Origin of the sequence: Arsenophonus sp. ENCA (assembly GCF_002287155.1) — a bacterium.
GTDB classification, from domain to species: Bacteria; Pseudomonadota; Gammaproteobacteria; order Enterobacterales; family Enterobacteriaceae; genus Arsenophonus; species Arsenophonus nilaparvatae.
The window spans coordinates 1-15,630 of the sequence record NZ_NHNG01000245.1; the positions used below are offsets into that span (position 1 = coordinate 1).

Sequence of the window (15,630 nt, forward strand, 5' to 3'; positions counted from 1 at the left end):
AGGTAACCATCTGGGCAGATACCGGTTTTCAAGGTATAGATAAACAGCATCCTAATACACAAATCCCAAAAAAAGGAACTCGAAAAAGACCTTTATCGCCTGAACAAAAACAAGAAAATAAAATAATCTCGGGCATCCGTATTACAGTTGAACACGCCATCGCGGGTATCAAGCGCCTCGGTTGCATGACCCAAATTTTACGGAATCGTAGACCCTTTATTGATGATACCTTCTTACTCCTTAGCGCAGGTCTTTGGAATTTCCATCTCAGAACAGCGTAAAATTTACTTCAATCACCGAAACACCCTTATTTCACTATTAAGCAACACGCTTATAGTTTCCAGCCATTAAATTTTGATTTACCAGCTACTCGTTCAGAGCGAGTATATTCGATTATATCAATATTACCACCAACCCATGAAAGTAAACCCTTCATAAATAGATTGCGCTCTGGTAAGAGTTTAATATTGTCAACTACTTCTCTTGACATCAAGCGAAAGTCACCAACATTTTCTTCAACTTTTGGCGTGCTTATTTTGTTGTGTAACTTATAAAACCATTCAGCAGTTTTGCGTTTTAACCAACCATCTTTAGATCGATCAATGCGTTTTGCTAGAACGACATCTGCTCCTCGTTTCCATTTTTCTATTAACAATGGGATAATTTCTATTGGATCTTGTAAGTCCACATCGATAGGTATTACTGCATCGCCTGTCGCGTAATCGATACCGGCAAAAAGTGCAGGTTCTTTTCCGAAATTACGCGTAAAACTTAAAGGAATTACTAAATTGTCATTGTCGGATAATACATTGATAATACTTTCAGTTTTATCTTTGCTGCCATCATTAATGAAAATAATTTCGATATCATATTTTTGTAATTTTTCATTTTCCCTTACAGTTTTATAGAAGATCGGAATAGCTTCCTCTTCATTAAAAACAGGGACAATTAATGAAACTTTCATTATTCAATACCTTTAAAAACGATAAATTTTGAATATAAAAAACCTAAAATAAGACTAATAGCTGAAAATGCCACTAGTGTGATTATGGGGGCAGCATTGATTTTATCCGCTACGAAACCGGTCAGGTAGCTAAGTATTCCCATGAACACCAAAAATGCTAAATATCTGCCACTGGTAGCCTTTTTCTTAAAAGTGAATTTTGCGTTGGAAAAAAAAGAGAATGTTATAGCGGCAATGAATGCGATCAAGTTAGCATAAGATTGTGGAGTATTTGTTATATAGATAATATTAGCAAATATAATCCAATGGATAAGTGTGTTGATAATGCCAATTGAAAAGTATTTAGCGAAATGTATCACAATATTTATCTATGATTAAATTTAATTATTTAGTTTAGCATATAGAAATTGCAATATTTACTGTAAATAATTACAGTTAAACTACATAAAATAAAAAACCAACTCTTTGGCTGGTTGTTTTTCTAGGTGTTGGGATAGCGACATTTTAGCAAAAAACACACTCACTATAAGCTGTAAGTAATTGATATATAGTGAGTGAAATCGCTTGTTTTCGCGTGCAAATGCGTATATTAAATGAGCTATATTTTTATAAGTAATTGATAATAAATAATTTTATTGTTATTTACCATCTTCTATCTCCAAAGAGAGTAAAAAACCCCGTTTTGCTAATGTTGCTGTTAGTTTTTTCGCTACCCGCGTTAATGTAAGATGTTGAACAGAATTAGCCGGTTTTAACTGTAAATGTACCGTCCCCGGTTTTTGCCAATGAGCAATGATCACCATGCCCATCATCGGCCCATTCAGTAATCGATAAGTTAAACTATTACCATGACGTAATAAGTAAACATTATTTAATGTTGCTGAGCTATTGCTATAGGCCAGTGTATCTAACACCGAAGACCAACCAGACGTTGACGAAGCGTTATCAGACTGTTCAGTCATCAAAAAACGGTCAAAACGCCGTTTTAGTTCTAGATCAGCCTCCTGCCGGCGATGAATATTAGGCACCAGATTAGTGGTGACAATATTACGCTGGATCGTATTAGTCATTCATCACCTCTTTCAGTTTTTCTTGATTTTTAATCATTACCAGACGCTGTTTCGCTAGTTGCTCCTTTTGGCTCTCTAGCCCAACAATCGTCTCACGTAATTGATCGATACGCTCTTTTAGTGCTCGCTCTGCCAGATAAACTTCGCGCATAGATTGTTTAAATAACGCTAGTTGGTCACGGGAAATGGTCTCATTTGGTAATGAAGGCGTCGCTAAATCATGCCAAAATTTCATCCGTTTTTGTTCCAACTCAGTAATGGTTGCCTGTAGCGCTTGCTGCTCACGCTGAACTCGTTGCCTTTGAGATTGGAAGCTTATTTCTCGCTGCTTTCGTAATCGGAATAATTTTTTAATAATAACTTGCTCAGAGTCAGAAAATTGATTTTTCATATACGCTAAACCAGTTGGCTAAGATCTTCTATCGTCTGATCGAATGAGACTAACTCATCGTAACCTTGCCGAAGAAATTGATTAATTGGTTGATTTTTTTTAATCGCTTCATCGGTATCTTTATCTTGTCCTGATTGATATTCGCCAACACGAATTAATAGCTGAACATCTTGAAAAAGTGCTCGCAATTCTCTTAAACGACGCGCATGTAGGCGATGTGCTTTACTAACAATATTATCCATAACTCGGCTAACACTGGCGTTCACGTCAATAGCGGGAAAATGTCCTGCGGCAGCTAATTGGCGAGATAAAACAATATGTCCATCTAAAATAGAACGAACCTCATCAGCGACAGGTTCATTCATATTGTCACCTTCCACCAACACGGTATAAATAGCACTAATACTACCAACCTTAGCCGAACCCGCCCGCTCTAGTAAAGCGGCCATGTGAACAAACACACTAGGCGGAAAGCCATTGGCAACCGGTGGTTCTCCGGCGGCTAAACCAATTTCCCGTGCCGCACGCGCAAAACGGGTCAATGAATCAACCATCAACAAAACCCGTTTACCTTGATCACGAAAATATTCAGCAATGGTAGTTGCTGTCAAAGAAGCTTTCATTCGCTCTAATGGCGGGCGATCGGAGGTGGCGACAACTAATATGGTTTTTTTTCGAGCTGAAGCCGGTAAATGGTTATCGAGAAATTCCCGCACTTCACGTCCACGTTCACCAACCAAAGCCAATACGACCACATCGGCTTCACAACCTCGCGCTAACATACCAAGTAACGTACTTTTGCCACCACCAGCGGCGGCAAAAATACCGATCCTTTGACCAACACCCAGCGTCAAAATACCATCTATCGCTTTGATGCCGGTTGGCAAAACCTCACTAATTAACTGACGTGTCAAGGGATCAGGGGCCGAGTTATGATTACTACACCATTCACCCGCGTTCGACATTTTTTCTAACGGCCGCCCTAAGCCATCCACAATGCCACCTAATAAATGCTCTCCTACCCGCACTCGATGACCATGGCCCAAACGTTCAACACAAGCGCCGGCCACTAACCCGATGGTAACGTCAAACGGTGATAACCAAGCTTCTTGCGCTTTGATGGTAATGACTTCTGCTGCTAGCCGATTATCAATCAGGCATAATTCACCTTGCTTAGCGCCTGGCAGTGTCACTTTAACCAAATTCGTGAATACTTCCTGTACCTTGCCAAAACATCGATATGGGAGAATATCCGTCAATGGCTGAAATAGCGGGGTGGCCATCGCTTGAGTGATCTTTGCTTTATCCAGTGAGCGCATCCAATTTCTCCCCGGTAATATCAACTTGGGCCAGGACTTTAATATTGGCATCTTCACCAATTTCTTGGAATGAAAGTACGGCGGTGGTTGTCAATGCTGGCTCGATAATTTTGCGTAGATAACGACGTACATCCAGTGAAGTTAGTACAACACAAGCGACCTGAGTGGGTAATTTTTGTTTTATAGCAGCAATGATCTGCTGCTCTTGCGCGGGTTCAAGGGCACAATAAGATCCTATCGCTGATTGGCGAATAGATTCTCGAATACTATTTTCAATCCCATCACCGACTAACAACATTGGGATCCAGCCCTCTTCGCTAGTAAAGCGCCGGCGAATATGACGGCGAAGTGAAACCCGAACATACTCGGTCAACATTACGGTATCTTTTTCTTTCGAACCCCATTCAACCAGCGTTTCGAAAATGGTTCTTAAATCACGAATAGAAATCTGTTCTTCAACTAAACGTTGTAAAATGTCAGTCACTTTACTAATGGGCAGTAAGCGCTGTAATTCCTTAACTAATTCGGCATAGCGCATCTCCATCGCATCCATCAAATAGCGCGTTTCCTGTATACCTAAAAACGCTTTGCCAAAGTGATAAATGACTTTTTCTAGTAAATAGGTGACAATTTCTACTCCCCGATAACCGGCCACTGGTGGCAATGATTGATTATCATCCGCTAACCAATAGATTGTTTGATGATTAAAAATCAATTGCTCCTGGCGTATTTGAGGTAAATCTATTGGTTGAGTTAATAAAATTGCCGCTGGATCTATCTCTGTTTTTAACACGGGCTCTTGATATAACAATATTTGTAATGTGTTTGTCTCTTTTGTATCGACCTGCAACTGTATTTCAGGTAAAGGCAAGCCTAATTTTTCAAATAATTGCCAACGTAAATTTTGTATTTTGTCAGCCATCGCCTCGGTCATTAGCTGTTGGCCAATAATGACTAACAGTGGTATTGTGCCTGGTGTCATCTCTCGTGATCCCTGTTCCGTTCCATTGTCGGCAGAGGAATAAACCTGACCTGATCCTTTTTTCACTTTGGCGTTACGTTTCATCCAACAAGAACAGCCAAATAGCATCAAGGCTAAGGAACCAAATACAAACCAAGGAAAACCAGGGATGATAGCAAAAACCAATAAAATACCAGCAGTCAGTTGCAATGACATAGGTTGACTGATTATCTGTTGTACTAAATCACCAGCCAGATTATTCTTTTTCTCTCCGGGTACTCGAGTAACAATTAATCCTGCAGTGATTGAAATAAGCAATGATGGTATCTGCGCAATTAATCCATCTCCAACCGATAAAATAGCATAAGTATTCAATGCTTCCGTTGCCGACATATTATGTTGCAACACGCCAATGCCAATACCACCACAGATATTGGCTAAAATAACAATTACGCTGGCAATGGCATCGCCTTTGACAAATTTCATCGCGCCATCCATGGCACCATAAAGCTGGCTTTCCTTTTGTACCAATGCTCTTTGGCGTTTGGCTTCAGTGGCGTCAATAATACCTGCCCGCATGTCACCATCAATACTCATCTGCCTGCCAGGCATACCATCAAGAGAAAATCGGGCACTCACTTCGGCCACACGTTCAGAGCCTTTAGTAATAACAATGAACTGTACGATAGTGATAATGGCAAAAATAATGATACCAACCCCAAGATTACCGCCAACCACAAAATTACCAAAGGTATAAACTATCTCACCGGCATCATGTTGTAATAAGATCAGACGGCTAGTACTGATAGTCAATGCTAAACGATACAATGTGGTTATCAGCAACATGGATGGAAAGGCAGAGAAGTCAAGCGGATCACGAATATAGATTGCCATCATAAATAAAATGATCGACAACCCTAAATTGATCGCGATTAATACGTCAATTAAGGGAGTTGGCAGCGGCAAAATCATCATAAATACTGACAACATTAGCATGGCGCTAAGGATAATATCTTGACGTCCTGCAATTTTAGATAGCCAACGAGTGATTGACATTATCAGGCGGCTCCTTTAGGTAACTGTGAAAGAAATTGACGCTGCCTTTGACACAAACGAAATAAAAAAAGACCATCACTCTCTTTTGGGCACCATGCGCTCACATAGGGTCGGTGGCGAATAATAAATACTCGCTGCGGGATCCCCCAAAACCGCTCTGGTTGATTAAGTTTTAATGCTGACAAGAGATCAAAATCACCCTCTTTTAACAACCAACTGGTTATAAGAAAACGTTCTTCAATAATTTCAATACGTAGACCAAAAGGTGGCCAATGGCACTCAATTGCCGTTGAAATTTCGACTATTCTGTGATTGAACAAAGAGAAAAAATGTTCAAGATTACGAGCCAGTTGCAATTTCATTATCTTCCCTCTTTACTATTCATTAAGCATGCTAGAGGAAGCTCTGGCTTCGTATCCGGTAAATACCTGAAATAACGTCACGGCAAGTAAAATGAATTTTTCGCCAACAAGGTTAAAATTAACAAAAAAATATTTACAGCCACAATACAATGATCAATACAGCGCAACTGGTTTAATTAAATCAATAAGTTATGCTAAATTACGTTAATCTACAATGACTTCAAGCAGTTAAATGACCTTTATATGCGGCTGATAAAATCAGTCGACAACAAGTTTAGATCGGACCAGTACCTCATCAATTTCAGTCAAACAGTTTGTCAATTTCTGACCATCTAGCTCTTGCCAACCGTCTAATTGTTGTGTAACCGTCGCCAGTAATTCAGCTCGCGCTTTTTGCTGATTGCGGGCTAATTGCTGCTGTGTTTCATTCCCCCAGTTTTCCAGTTGGCGCACAAAAAATTGCGCTTTATCCTGCTCTGCTACCTGCTTAAGTGAAATATATTTTTCAATATCGACTAACTGAATATCTAAATGTTTAGCAACAGTTTTACCCTGATATTGCTTGTCGACAAATCGCTGTAGCGCTTCTTGGATACGCTGTTCGGTCATATTATCTTGCGCAAATTCATATGCCTGACGAAAACCTAGGAAGTTGCTATTTTTTAGTAAACTTAACCCACTATAGCCAAAGTAACCACCTACTGTAGCGGCTAACAATGCCCCTAAGCCTAAAACCGCTAATCCTACTCCGCCTGTTCCTAGCGTGAATAACACCATAGCGGCTGCAACGGTAGCAGAAAGAGCTGCTGTACTGACAATTGCCGCGATACTAAACAATTTTGCTTTAACATTCATTTGCCGCCAAAAATTAGTGGTATCCTGCCACCAACGGCGAAAAATTCCGACTTTATTAGTTTCAAAACAATCACGAGCCAAGTTACCAATATCTTGCAGTAACAGGCGTTTCATCATATAACTGACTGCAGAAGTAGCTCGATCTTGAAAACTACCCTGTTCACGAATACCGAGCATCAATGCGTTAACCATCACTTCAGTATTACGATGCGCTGATATTGTTGAGCCTATTTTCTGTTCCGCCCAAGTTTGAACAAAGCCGCCTATCATACTGGTTACCCAACCGGTAGCAAAAAACGGTGCCAGTGAACTGACTAAACCACTTTGGACACCACCTTTGATGCTACCGGCAAGATAAGGTAATAAATGGGTAAAATGTAATAGCGCAATCACTTCAGGCGTCATTGAATATGATGGCTGTAAGGGAAGTAGCTCTCGGGTACCCAGAAGAATATCTTTAACTTGATTTTCTACCGTCGCACTTTGCCAAACAGAACTAACAGCAGCCGCCAGATCGGCACCGAACCAACTACTATTAGCGCTAATAATTTGATAAGCATGGGTAATATCCTTGGCTAGTGTTTGTGATTCCATCGGATGTGCCATTACCCAACGATGAAAACCACTAAATGCCACTGAAATTCCCTGATACTTATCTGTATCAAGTGCGTCGGCGAGTCCAGAGGGATTAAGTACTTGCAATAGCGCTTGATAAGCCTCTGTCAATGTATGCATACCATTTTTTGCCAGTTGGTGCTGTAAAATTAAGGTTCGCAAATCAGGTCTAAATTCACCTAACCATCCTCCCCAATCTCCAGTAATATTTTGCACCACCCAATGCTGCCATGCTTGCACATTGTAGTAATCACCCTGCTCTGGATATCCGCCCATTTTATTTGCCTGTCTATCAAAACGAACCAGCAACAGCAAAGCAGCCTGATACTCTTCATCTAGCGCGACAATTCCTTGTTCAATTTCTTGTAATTCACTCGCTTTCGATAGATACTCTTTAACCTCCGAGTCAGCTTGTAATTCCTTATTCTTCTGCCAACTCTTATCGTCAAAGCGATCGTCTAAATAGGATGCCCGCATCGACAGTTCTTCAGTCAGCCTTTGTTCCTGTAGACTAAGATCATAGATAGCTAAATCAAGTTGCCGTAACTGAGGTAAAAAAGCCAGATAACCTCGTTTATTAAGCTCCCTTACTTGCTGAATGGTTATATCTTGCAATTTTTGCAACTGAGCAACATATTGGTCTTGTTGCTGATATTGCTGTTTAACACTTTGCCAAACCGTAGCCGCTTCCTGTAATAAACGTAAATGCTGCATTTGTTCACTAATTTGTTTTAATTCTTCTTCAAAGCGGCTGCGTACTTTGTCTACATTTAATTTTTCAGTCAAAGATTGTAATGCAGCATGATAATCAGTTAGTGTTGCCATTTTTTCAGTTAAAAAAGGCAAATATCGCTCAGGCGATGCCATTAATCGAGATGGCAATACGCGTTGTTTCACATCACAATGGAAATTTATGGCAGATTGGCCACTTTCGCTATCATACAATTCTTCAAATCTATAGACTTTATCTTGTGCAATGAGCACTTTTCTGGCCAAAGCAACCCATTTTTCTTCATTTGCTAGTTGCTGAATATCAGTTTCACATCCCGGCTCTATCTCTAAATCATCGAGATCCACCGCTCCATCAGCAATAAGTGTTTTATCTTGAAGAATCCAACGCTCACCACTAATGCCAATCAACATCGCCACCAGATACTGTTCATGTAAATAGATCTCTTCTCCGGCTCTATTTAACCAGTTGGTCAAAAGCGCTGCTTGGCTACGAACATTTTTCTGTTTGTCATCAATTCCCAGGCGTTGCTCAAGATCCATTTTGCTATTTTTTACCTGGTCCTGGCTTAGTTTTAGCACCTGAATTAAATGTTGATAAACACCAAACTGAATTTTATCCTGTTCTTGTTTAAAAGGGATCGCAATTTGACCCGCTAATTGAGGCCGTTCAATCGCCAAAATGGCCACTAACGTTGTTAGTTCAGATGATGAAGGTAATGGTAATTCGGCCTTCGCCCAAAATTCAGTTAATTGTTCTTGCCATTTGTCTATTGAAGGCGCCTGATCAAACATCTCAATTAACTGATGGCTGAGTAATAATACCGATTCCGAGGCTAAATTCCTAAGTTCCTCAGGCAAATTCTCAAAGCGGGTATTAATGATCTGCCGCTCTATGACCGTCTGCTGCCAAAATTCAGGTAACTTTGCCAACTGTACAGCAACTGTGGCAATGTGCTTTTTCTGCGCTAAAACCTGCTGCAATAATGAGGTCAAATGAGCTTGTTGAGAAGAAGGAACCGTCAGACAACATTGTTCAATGTCATCTAGCGCTTGCCGATAAGAATCAAGATAACTTTTTAATTTGCTATAAAGATCAGAAAATTCATCAGTCTGGTGACGTAGATCAGTTAAAGCTAACAAACGTGAAGAGGCACTTTGATATTCATTTTTTTCAACTAGCTTATGATAACCAGCAATAGCCTGCTGCACTTTTTGAATATTTTTATCTTCCAAATAAAACCAATTACCAAATCTAGGTATTGCAGTCGGAATAGGTAAATGACCTGGACCACCTTGATTGACTAGTCGTTTTATCGCATTGCTACACTGGTTCAGTAAAAAGACTTTATTGTTTATACCTTCAGCTTGACTATCAGACATTGGATGCGCTTGACTCATCGCTAACAATATAGATTGAGGAATAAATTCTATTTTATGGGCAGTCAGTGGTGTCTTTGGTGATAAATCAAGTCTAGGTAATGTTTGTTCAGCAGTAGCCAAACCATACCTTTCCGCTAACGAGCGTAAGAACACGCTTAATTTCTGTTGAGCTGTGATATTAAGACGCGCAACATAGGTCCGAATCGCATTTTCATTTTTCAAAAAAGGTAGTTTAGCTAATGTACTTAACACATGGTCATTAAAACTCATTTGAGAATGCACCAAACTTGAACAACCTTGATCTTGTTGACCCGAGATGAAGCAAGGGCCTGTCCACGAATTTTTGAAAATCTATCCAATTCAATCGTCATATAACAACCTATATTGTTAGCTCCGGACATTGACTAAACTCACGGTAAAGCGCTTCATAGCAAATTGTCGCGCGTTCAAACCAGACTAAGAGCTCTTCACCACTGGCGGGAACCGGCCAATTCACTGCATATAATAAAGTTTGCTGCACTGAATCATAGCCCACTGCACCATCATTATTTTCAACCAGTTGCATATTGTGGTGCATACAATTAATGAATAGTAAATGTGCTTTTTGCGCATCAATCTGTCCCAAAAAACCGTACAACTGCCAATAAGTTACTTTGGCATGGATGGATATCATCAATTGATTATCGAGTAATAAAGTGCACTGATCACTCCCATCCCATACCAAGGGTAGGCCTAATAGTTGACCAAAACGGGCCAGTACACTATCTTGTTTACGCATTTCTCCTCTCCTTTAAACAGCATACTCATCATTCCACTGTTCAAGCAGCTGTAACATGACTTCCAGGATATGCTCTTTTTGCTCTGGATCGCGATAACAAGCTTCACTCATGACCACCATAATTTCGCGCCATTTACGTAAAAAAATTAAACGTTGCAACGTTGTTAATGGCAATTTTATTATCAACTGCGCTAATGCTTCAGGATAGATCCAACCTTGCTCCAATAATTCAATACTGATTTCTGCAACGGTATCGTTTGCTAAATTGAGTGTGCGCGATAAGTAAGCACAGTGCTCAGTAAAAGCTAAGAACAGCCATAAGCGACGTAAATCGTCAATTGTGGTTACCAACTTAGTCATATCTAAATGTTCATGACTTACCAGGGGCTCTGATAATGCACGTATTAATAATTGAATAGTCCGCCGTCGATCTTTATGTTCTTGTAATAATTTAAACCAATGACTTAGCCCTTTTTCTCCACGCGCAGCATGCTGATAGAGTTGACTATAAGCTTGCAAACGTGAAGTATCTATAGTCATACCTTGGCTTGCGGCAATTAACGCTAACTCAATATCTTCTTCAGCTAACAATGACATTAAAAACTTTTTGATTTTCGAACGTTCAGATAAGGCTAAACTGGTCATACCCTGTAATGTCGCTAACAAAAAAATAAGCTGTCCCTTATCTAAACCAAGCTGAGGAATTTGCTGTAAAATTTTTTCGCCATCTTTAAAAGAGAGCAGTTTTTTAGCAATCTGCACGATAAAACCTCGTTGCTTTTCATCTAATTGCTGTAAAAGTTTTTCTACACCATTAAATAATGCACTTTGCTTTTTATTTGAATCGGCAATTTTTTTCATTACCTGGCTTAGCCCTAAGCTTAAACCCTCTAACGTCTCTTCCAACGCTTCAGCACGTACTTCTGCTAATGCAATACTGGCTTGCATTGCGGTACTTTCTGCTGGTAAAAAACTGGCTGACTGCTTGCTATCTTGTAGAGATTGAAAATCGAGATAATCAGATTGATCAATTCGCATCACAAGTTCCTCTCAAGTGCGTTTTTTCCATTGTAGGAACACAGGTTTCTAGTAGCCTTTCAAGGTGTTCATATAAATCAAAGCGTAATGTCATACAACTTGAACTCAGTTCTGCTTGCCATGGAGCAAAATCAGAACAGAGCCTAATTTGCATCTGTCCTGCAAATATTTTACCCAACCCATCGGCCTGTTCCGGTGAAACACTCAATACCAAACTTTGTTTAGTGGTTGCTTCACCAATCTGCTCAGTAATCTGGCTAATCATATTTTCACTAATATTTTGTTTTTTACTCCAGGCTTTGATGACTAATTTTACTTGTTGGCAGATCCGTTCCTGTAAAACGACAACTAATTGTTTTTCTAACTCCGCCTGTTCAACCAGCCAATTAAGACTTTCTGCAACTATTTCTTGCCGCAATTGTGCTCGCCACGCTTTTTCCTGCTCCTTAGCGCTCATCTCTGCTTTAGCAACAATCTGTTGAGCTTCCAGCAGAAGCGCGTCACACTCATGCCGCACTTTATCTACATATTGCTTAATACGTTGCTTGGCTTTTTGTTCCCGTCTACATTCAGCTAAACCTTGCTGAATTTCATCAGGTGTGATTTCCAATGTTTGCTTTAAGAGCTCAAACTCTTTAACTAACACTAAAAATCCATTCATAAGAAACGCTCCAAACGAAATAACCAGCGAACAGCCTGTTCAATCTGTTGCTGCGAACAGACCATTTGCTGCTCTAATGGTGCAAAATACCAGGCCAAAAGCCGCGCAAAATCTTGTTCCTGCCAATAATGTGAGAAAACATTTAAGGCATAAAGATGTGCCTGCTCAAGAAATTCCTCAACTAGCCAAGGCACCGCAACCGTGTGGCGCTCTGGTGGCCATAAAGCGATTAATTGCTTAATTTGTTCCTGGCTTAATAAGGTCGCTAAACGTGATCTATAAGCACTATCCCACAAATAGTCAGGATAGGGATTACAAACTAATCCAACGACGGTGAATAAAAATGGCTTTTTCGTTAATAACAAAAGCCAGATATTCATATTTTCAGGTACTTGACGATATAAAGTAGGTTGAAATCCTAATCGATTAAGTATCAATTTATCTAAGCGTCGTTTTAATTCATTACTAATTGGGTAGCGAGACTGCCATTCATTAAGTCCAAGCGATTGCCACCATTTAGCGTGCATGAACTCACCTGGATGGAATAATAAATAATTAAATCTCACTGCCAATTCAGTCATTAAGATTTATCCTTACGGCGTCCAAATATTAATGCGGCAAATACGACAATAAATATTCCAGTAATAGTCAATAAGATTAACGTTTTATTAGCGACAATATAATTCTGTAAATATTGCCATTGCGGCTCAGTTTGAATTTTCTGTGGTTGATAGCGGAATTCAGCTGGTTGCAAAAACAAACTAATTTTGTCGGATTGCAAACCTGATATCGCATTCTTAATTAAATTGCGAATTTGCGCTTCAACACCACTCATATTGACTTCTGGCGAATATTTAATGTAAACCGCTACCGACTTTTCTGGCGTGCTATTATCAATATTACCTTCACTATTGTTCGCCTGAGCGATAGACACGCGTGCACTAATAACACCGTCCATGCTTGATAGCGTACGCTCCAATTGTTGTTCTTTAAGATAACGCATTTTTGCTTCTTCTTGAGCTGGAGAAGAAACTAATTGACCTGCAGGAAAAAGATCCTCAATACCAACATATTGCGTTTTGGGGTAACCATTTTGCCTAAGTATTTCCACCGCATCGATGAACTTATCTTTTTCAATTTGCAATGTCACTTTGCCAGTTTTGCTATCGATTTCAGAATTAACATCAATGTAATTTAACATCAATAATGCCACCATCTGATTAGCTTCATCTTGTGGCAAATTGCGGTATAACTCGACCTTACAGCCGGTCAGGAATAACACCAATAATAAACATAAATACTTTAAGTATTTCATTGCATGGCCACTAATTTATTGATCGATTGAGCAAGACTTCCTGCCGTTTTAGCTGCCATGTCCACTTCAAGAACGGCTTTCACTATCATTGCTTGTCCTTGCACGGCTTGGGTAGGTGACAGCGCCTGAGCCATCGGCTCGACAGTTGATGGAAGAACTGACCCTAATGCAGCCGTTTGTCCTTGACTGTGTTGCATTAATTGATTGAATTTTTCAACTAATTGGCTATCGGGATTAACTGTTTCTGCCGCCTGGGTCTTCATCATATTGATGGGGGCTACCGCTTTAATGTCCATTTTCATCTCCCGCTAATAAAGCATAAATTTGCGCATGATCGATCATGTCAGCAGGCAAGGAAAATAAACATCGTAATCCTTCAGCTTGATTACCCTTCATGCCCATTAATGAACGCAACGCGGCACTATTTTCACCTAACGCAAAATAGACTAAACCGTTACATAGCGCGCGCGCCTCTTCGTCAGAAATCAATTCTGGAAACACAGCTAAAATGGCATAAGCCTGTTTTATTAATCCATGATTGGCAGCAGCAAGCGCAATCTCTACAAATAATTGTTTATCTTCTTTTTTCATATTTTGGCAATAATTCCTTGTATCATGTCTTTAACCACTTTGATCAAAGCGCTTTCGTAACCGATAAAATTGGAATATTGCTGTACCGCAAACTGCATCTGTAGCATCTGATCCGGATTACTAGGATCCGCGTTGGCGATTTTACTTTTAATATCACCAGCAGCATTAGCAGATAGTTGCGATAATTGGTTGATGATAGCATTGAAATCCATAATTTTACCCTAACGTCAAATTAAGCATTGTTTGCCAGACTTTATCCATATTATTTTTCAACTATCAATAAAAATGGATGTAAATACTTATTACCAAACGAGATAAACAATGCTATTTCACTTGATCAAAACACTTAACGATGCATCATTATTTAAATCTTTTTTAAAACTAAAAAACCTATGCAACTCTATCCATTATTAATATTTCTGTTAGTGTTTTATTGTTATTTAATGACTTATTTCTATATTATTGCTTTACTGCATATAACATAGTTTGGTGGTTAATATTCAATTTCTATATCCGGTATTCACCTGAAATATCAATAAAAAAATAGACAAGTTATCATTAGCATTAAATTTAATAGGATAAATACGAATAAATATAACCAAATGGAATATAATGGTTAAATTCGATCTAACTAATTAGATTTATCGTTAGATGACAAAAATAAATTGATATTTAAAGATAGATAGAAAAATTAATATATTTGTTAAACTAAAAAAACAAGGATATTTTAAAAAAATTAACCGACTACAACGGAACCGGTTAATTTTTATTGTCAACATATTATCTACTTAATGAGCAACATGAAATCTAAATATTACCAAATAATATAGTAATTTTTAGCTATTACTCTTTAAATAACGATAACATTTATGCATATTTAATTTTACAAGATTGAACCTTCATTTTTTCCAATTCAAGTTCAAACTGCAATTGACGATTTTTTTGTTCTAAATTGGCCAAATCTAATTGATATTGTTGCTCGCTGTGCTGTTGGGTAAGCCCATTTTGCATTTCCCTTAATTTGCTGATCCTATGCTGCTGCATTTGTTGTTCCTGTATGCGATTTTTTTCTCAACCGCATTGTCCAAAGCCACAGACGCCGACCTTGAGGTAAATGCATCGACACTGTTACTCACTAATTTAGTCGCTGAGAAAGTGCTACTCAACGCACCTAATGTTGCTGTCGTAACCGCACCGCCCGAACATAATAAGCGTGTTGCTTAATAGTGAAATAAGGGTGTTTCGGTGATTGAAGTAAATTTTACGCTGTTCTGAGATGGAAATTCCAAAGACCTGCGCTAAGGAGTAAGAAGGTATCATCAATAAAGGGTCTACGATTCCGTAAAATTTGGGTCATGCAACCGAGGCGCTTGATACCCGCGATGGCGTGTTCAACTGTAATACGGATGCCCGAGATTATTTTATTTTCTTGTTTTTGTTCAGGCGATAAAGGTCTTTTTCGAGTTCCTTTTTTTGGGATTTGTGTATTAGGATGCTGTTTATCTATACCTTGAAAACCGGTATCTGCCCAGATGGTTACCT

19 protein-coding genes and 1 pseudogene are annotated in these 15,630 nt (G+C 39.2%); 2 read left to right on the forward strand and 18 right to left on the reverse strand.

Annotated features, from left to right (window positions below):
• The coding region (locus CBG25_RS06260; RefSeq protein ID WP_290603775.1) for a transposase family protein at positions 1 to 281 on the forward strand (281 nt) is incomplete at its 5' end.
• Positions 282 to 334: 53 nt separating this feature from the next.
• Here CBG25_RS06260 and CBG25_RS06265 read toward each other — a convergent pair.
• The 17 genes and pseudogenes from CBG25_RS06265 to CBG25_RS06345 form a co-directional block, all read right to left on the reverse strand.
• Positions 335 to 964 (reverse strand): annotated as a pseudogene (locus CBG25_RS06265) (glycosyltransferase family 2 protein); the annotation flags it as partial.
• A complete protein-coding gene (locus CBG25_RS06270; RefSeq protein ID WP_290605401.1) occupies positions 964 to 1,326 on the reverse strand; it encodes a GtrA family protein in 363 nt (120 codons plus the stop codon). The pseudogene CBG25_RS06265 and the gene CBG25_RS06270, both read right to left, overlap by 1 nt.
• A gap of 276 nt (positions 1,327 to 1,602) precedes the next feature.
• A complete protein-coding gene (locus CBG25_RS06275) occupies positions 1,603 to 2,034 on the reverse strand; it encodes a hypothetical protein (protein WP_290605369.1) in 432 nt (143 codons plus the stop codon).
• Positions 2,027 to 2,425, reverse strand: a complete 399-nt coding sequence (locus CBG25_RS06280; protein ID WP_290605371.1) for a hypothetical protein — start codon at positions 2,423 to 2,425, stop codon at positions 2,027 to 2,029. Before CBG25_RS06280 ends, CBG25_RS06275 begins: the two co-directional genes overlap by 8 nt.
• 5 nt (positions 2,426 to 2,430) lie before the next feature.
• Complete coding sequence (locus CBG25_RS06285; RefSeq protein ID WP_290605373.1) at positions 2,431 to 3,744, reverse strand: FliI/YscN family ATPase; 1,314 nt, start codon at positions 3,742 to 3,744, stop codon at positions 2,431 to 2,433.
• Complete coding sequence (locus tag CBG25_RS06290) at positions 3,728 to 5,761, reverse strand: EscV/YscV/HrcV family type III secretion system export apparatus protein (RefSeq protein WP_290605375.1); 2,034 nt, start codon at positions 5,759 to 5,761, stop codon at positions 3,728 to 3,730. The genes CBG25_RS06285 and CBG25_RS06290 overlap by 17 nt, the downstream gene beginning before the upstream one ends.
• Before the next feature lie 2 nt (positions 5,762 to 5,763).
• The gene (locus CBG25_RS06295) at positions 5,764 to 6,123 is read right to left on the reverse strand and encodes a hypothetical protein (protein ID WP_063654593.1); all 360 of its coding nucleotides are present in this window, start codon (positions 6,121 to 6,123) and stop codon (positions 5,764 to 5,766) included.
• A gap of 258 nt (positions 6,124 to 6,381) precedes the next feature.
• Positions 6,382 to 9,975: a type III secretion system effector BopA family protein gene (locus tag CBG25_RS06300; protein WP_290605379.1), complete on the reverse strand. Its 3,594-nt coding sequence runs from the start codon at positions 9,973 to 9,975 to the stop codon at positions 6,382 to 6,384.
• A 109-nt stretch (positions 9,976 to 10,084) separates the two neighbouring features.
• The gene (locus CBG25_RS06305; protein WP_290605381.1) at positions 10,085 to 10,483 is read right to left on the reverse strand and encodes a CesT family type III secretion system chaperone; all 399 of its coding nucleotides are present in this window, start codon (positions 10,481 to 10,483) and stop codon (positions 10,085 to 10,087) included.
• A 12-nt stretch (positions 10,484 to 10,495) separates the two neighbouring features.
• Entirely contained in the window at positions 10,496 to 11,521 is a 1,026-nt protein-coding gene (locus tag CBG25_RS06310) for an HrpJ domain-containing protein (RefSeq protein WP_290605383.1), read from the reverse strand.
• Positions 11,511 to 12,182: a hypothetical protein gene (locus tag CBG25_RS06315; RefSeq protein WP_290605385.1), complete on the reverse strand. Its 672-nt coding sequence runs from the start codon at positions 12,180 to 12,182 to the stop codon at positions 11,511 to 11,513. Before CBG25_RS06315 ends, CBG25_RS06310 begins: the two co-directional genes overlap by 11 nt.
• Positions 12,179 to 12,763: a type III secretion system domain-containing protein gene (locus CBG25_RS06320; protein WP_290605387.1), complete on the reverse strand. Its 585-nt coding sequence runs from the start codon at positions 12,761 to 12,763 to the stop codon at positions 12,179 to 12,181. Before CBG25_RS06320 ends, CBG25_RS06315 begins: the two co-directional genes overlap by 4 nt.
• Complete coding sequence (sctJ, locus tag CBG25_RS06325) at positions 12,763 to 13,497, reverse strand: type III secretion system inner membrane ring lipoprotein SctJ (protein ID WP_290605389.1); 735 nt, start codon at positions 13,495 to 13,497, stop codon at positions 12,763 to 12,765. The genes CBG25_RS06320 and sctJ overlap by 1 nt, the downstream gene beginning before the upstream one ends.
• Complete coding sequence (sctI, locus tag CBG25_RS06330; protein ID WP_290605391.1) at positions 13,494 to 13,763, reverse strand: type III secretion system inner rod subunit SctI; 270 nt, start codon at positions 13,761 to 13,763, stop codon at positions 13,494 to 13,496. Before sctI ends, sctJ begins: the two co-directional genes overlap by 4 nt.
• Before the next feature lie 19 nt (positions 13,764 to 13,782).
• Complete coding sequence (locus CBG25_RS06335) at positions 13,783 to 14,088, reverse strand: EscG/YscG/SsaH family type III secretion system needle protein co-chaperone (protein WP_290605393.1); 306 nt, start codon at positions 14,086 to 14,088, stop codon at positions 13,783 to 13,785.
• Positions 14,085 to 14,300, reverse strand: coding sequence for a type III secretion system needle filament subunit SctF (gene sctF / locus CBG25_RS06340; RefSeq protein ID WP_032114489.1), 216 nt, complete (start codon positions 14,298 to 14,300; stop codon positions 14,085 to 14,087). The genes CBG25_RS06335 and sctF overlap by 4 nt, the downstream gene beginning before the upstream one ends.
• Before the next feature lie 655 nt (positions 14,301 to 14,955).
• On the reverse strand, positions 14,956 to 15,099 hold the full coding sequence (locus tag CBG25_RS06345; RefSeq protein ID WP_290605397.1) for a hypothetical protein: 144 nt from the start codon (positions 15,097 to 15,099) through the stop codon (positions 14,956 to 14,958).
• A 21-nt stretch (positions 15,100 to 15,120) separates the two neighbouring features.
• On the opposite strand from CBG25_RS06345, the gene CBG25_RS06350 reads away from it, so the two are divergent.
• Positions 15,121 to 15,312 (forward strand): hypothetical protein, encoded by a 192-nt coding sequence (locus CBG25_RS06350; RefSeq protein WP_290605399.1) that lies wholly within the window; start codon positions 15,121 to 15,123, stop codon positions 15,310 to 15,312.
• A 37-nt stretch (positions 15,313 to 15,349) separates the two neighbouring features.
• Here the strand turns inward: CBG25_RS06350 and CBG25_RS06355 are convergent.
• Positions 15,350 to 15,630, reverse strand: a 281-nt coding sequence (locus tag CBG25_RS06355; RefSeq protein WP_290603775.1) for a transposase family protein, incomplete at its 5' end; no start/stop codon positions are given.

What these genes read in the sequence shown, in the direction of transcription:
- CBG25_RS06320 (WP_290605387.1), bottom strand. Translation starts at nt 12,763, where the DNA reads ATGACTGAATTGGCAGTGAGATTTAATTATTTATTATTCCATCCAGGT.
- CBG25_RS06275 (WP_290605369.1), bottom strand. Translation starts at nt 2,034, where the DNA reads ATGACTAATACGATCCAGCGTAATATTGTCACCACTAATCTGGTGCCT.
- CBG25_RS06345 (WP_290605397.1), bottom strand. Translation starts at nt 15,099, where the DNA reads ATGCAAAATGGGCTTACCCAACAGCACAGCGAGCAACAATATCAATTA.
- CBG25_RS06295 (WP_063654593.1), bottom strand. Translation starts at nt 6,123, where the DNA reads ATGAAATTGCAACTGGCTCGTAATCTTGAACATTTTTTCTCTTTGTTC.
- CBG25_RS06300 (WP_290605379.1), bottom strand. Translation starts at nt 9,975, where the DNA reads ATGAGTTTTAATGACCATGTGTTAAGTACATTAGCTAAACTACCTTTT.
- CBG25_RS06315 (WP_290605385.1), bottom strand. Translation starts at nt 12,182, where the DNA reads ATGAATGGATTTTTAGTGTTAGTTAAAGAGTTTGAGCTCTTAAAGCAA.
- sctI (WP_290605391.1), bottom strand. Translation starts at nt 13,763, where the DNA reads ATGATGAAGACCCAGGCGGCAGAAACAGTTAATCCCGATAGCCAATTA.
- sctF (WP_032114489.1), bottom strand. Translation starts at nt 14,300, where the DNA reads ATGGATTTCAATGCTATCATCAACCAATTATCGCAACTATCTGCTAAT.
- CBG25_RS06280 (WP_290605371.1), bottom strand. Translation starts at nt 2,425, where the DNA reads ATGAAAAATCAATTTTCTGACTCTGAGCAAGTTATTATTAAAAAATTA.
- CBG25_RS06290 (WP_290605375.1), bottom strand. Translation starts at nt 5,761, where the DNA reads ATGTCAATCACTCGTTGGCTATCTAAAATTGCAGGACGTCAAGATATT.
- CBG25_RS06305 (WP_290605381.1), bottom strand. Translation starts at nt 10,483, where the DNA reads ATGCGTAAACAAGATAGTGTACTGGCCCGTTTTGGTCAACTATTAGGC.
- CBG25_RS06350 (WP_290605399.1), top strand. Translation starts at nt 15,121, where the DNA reads ATGCTGCTGCATTTGTTGTTCCTGTATGCGATTTTTTTCTCAACCGCA.
- CBG25_RS06310 (WP_290605383.1), bottom strand. Translation starts at nt 11,521, where the DNA reads ATGCGAATTGATCAATCTGATTATCTCGATTTTCAATCTCTACAAGAT.
- sctJ (WP_290605389.1), bottom strand. Translation starts at nt 13,497, where the DNA reads ATGAAATACTTAAAGTATTTATGTTTATTATTGGTGTTATTCCTGACC.
- CBG25_RS06335 (WP_290605393.1), bottom strand. Translation starts at nt 14,088, where the DNA reads ATGAAAAAAGAAGATAAACAATTATTTGTAGAGATTGCGCTTGCTGCT.
- CBG25_RS06285 (WP_290605373.1), bottom strand. Translation starts at nt 3,744, where the DNA reads ATGCGCTCACTGGATAAAGCAAAGATCACTCAAGCGATGGCCACCCCG.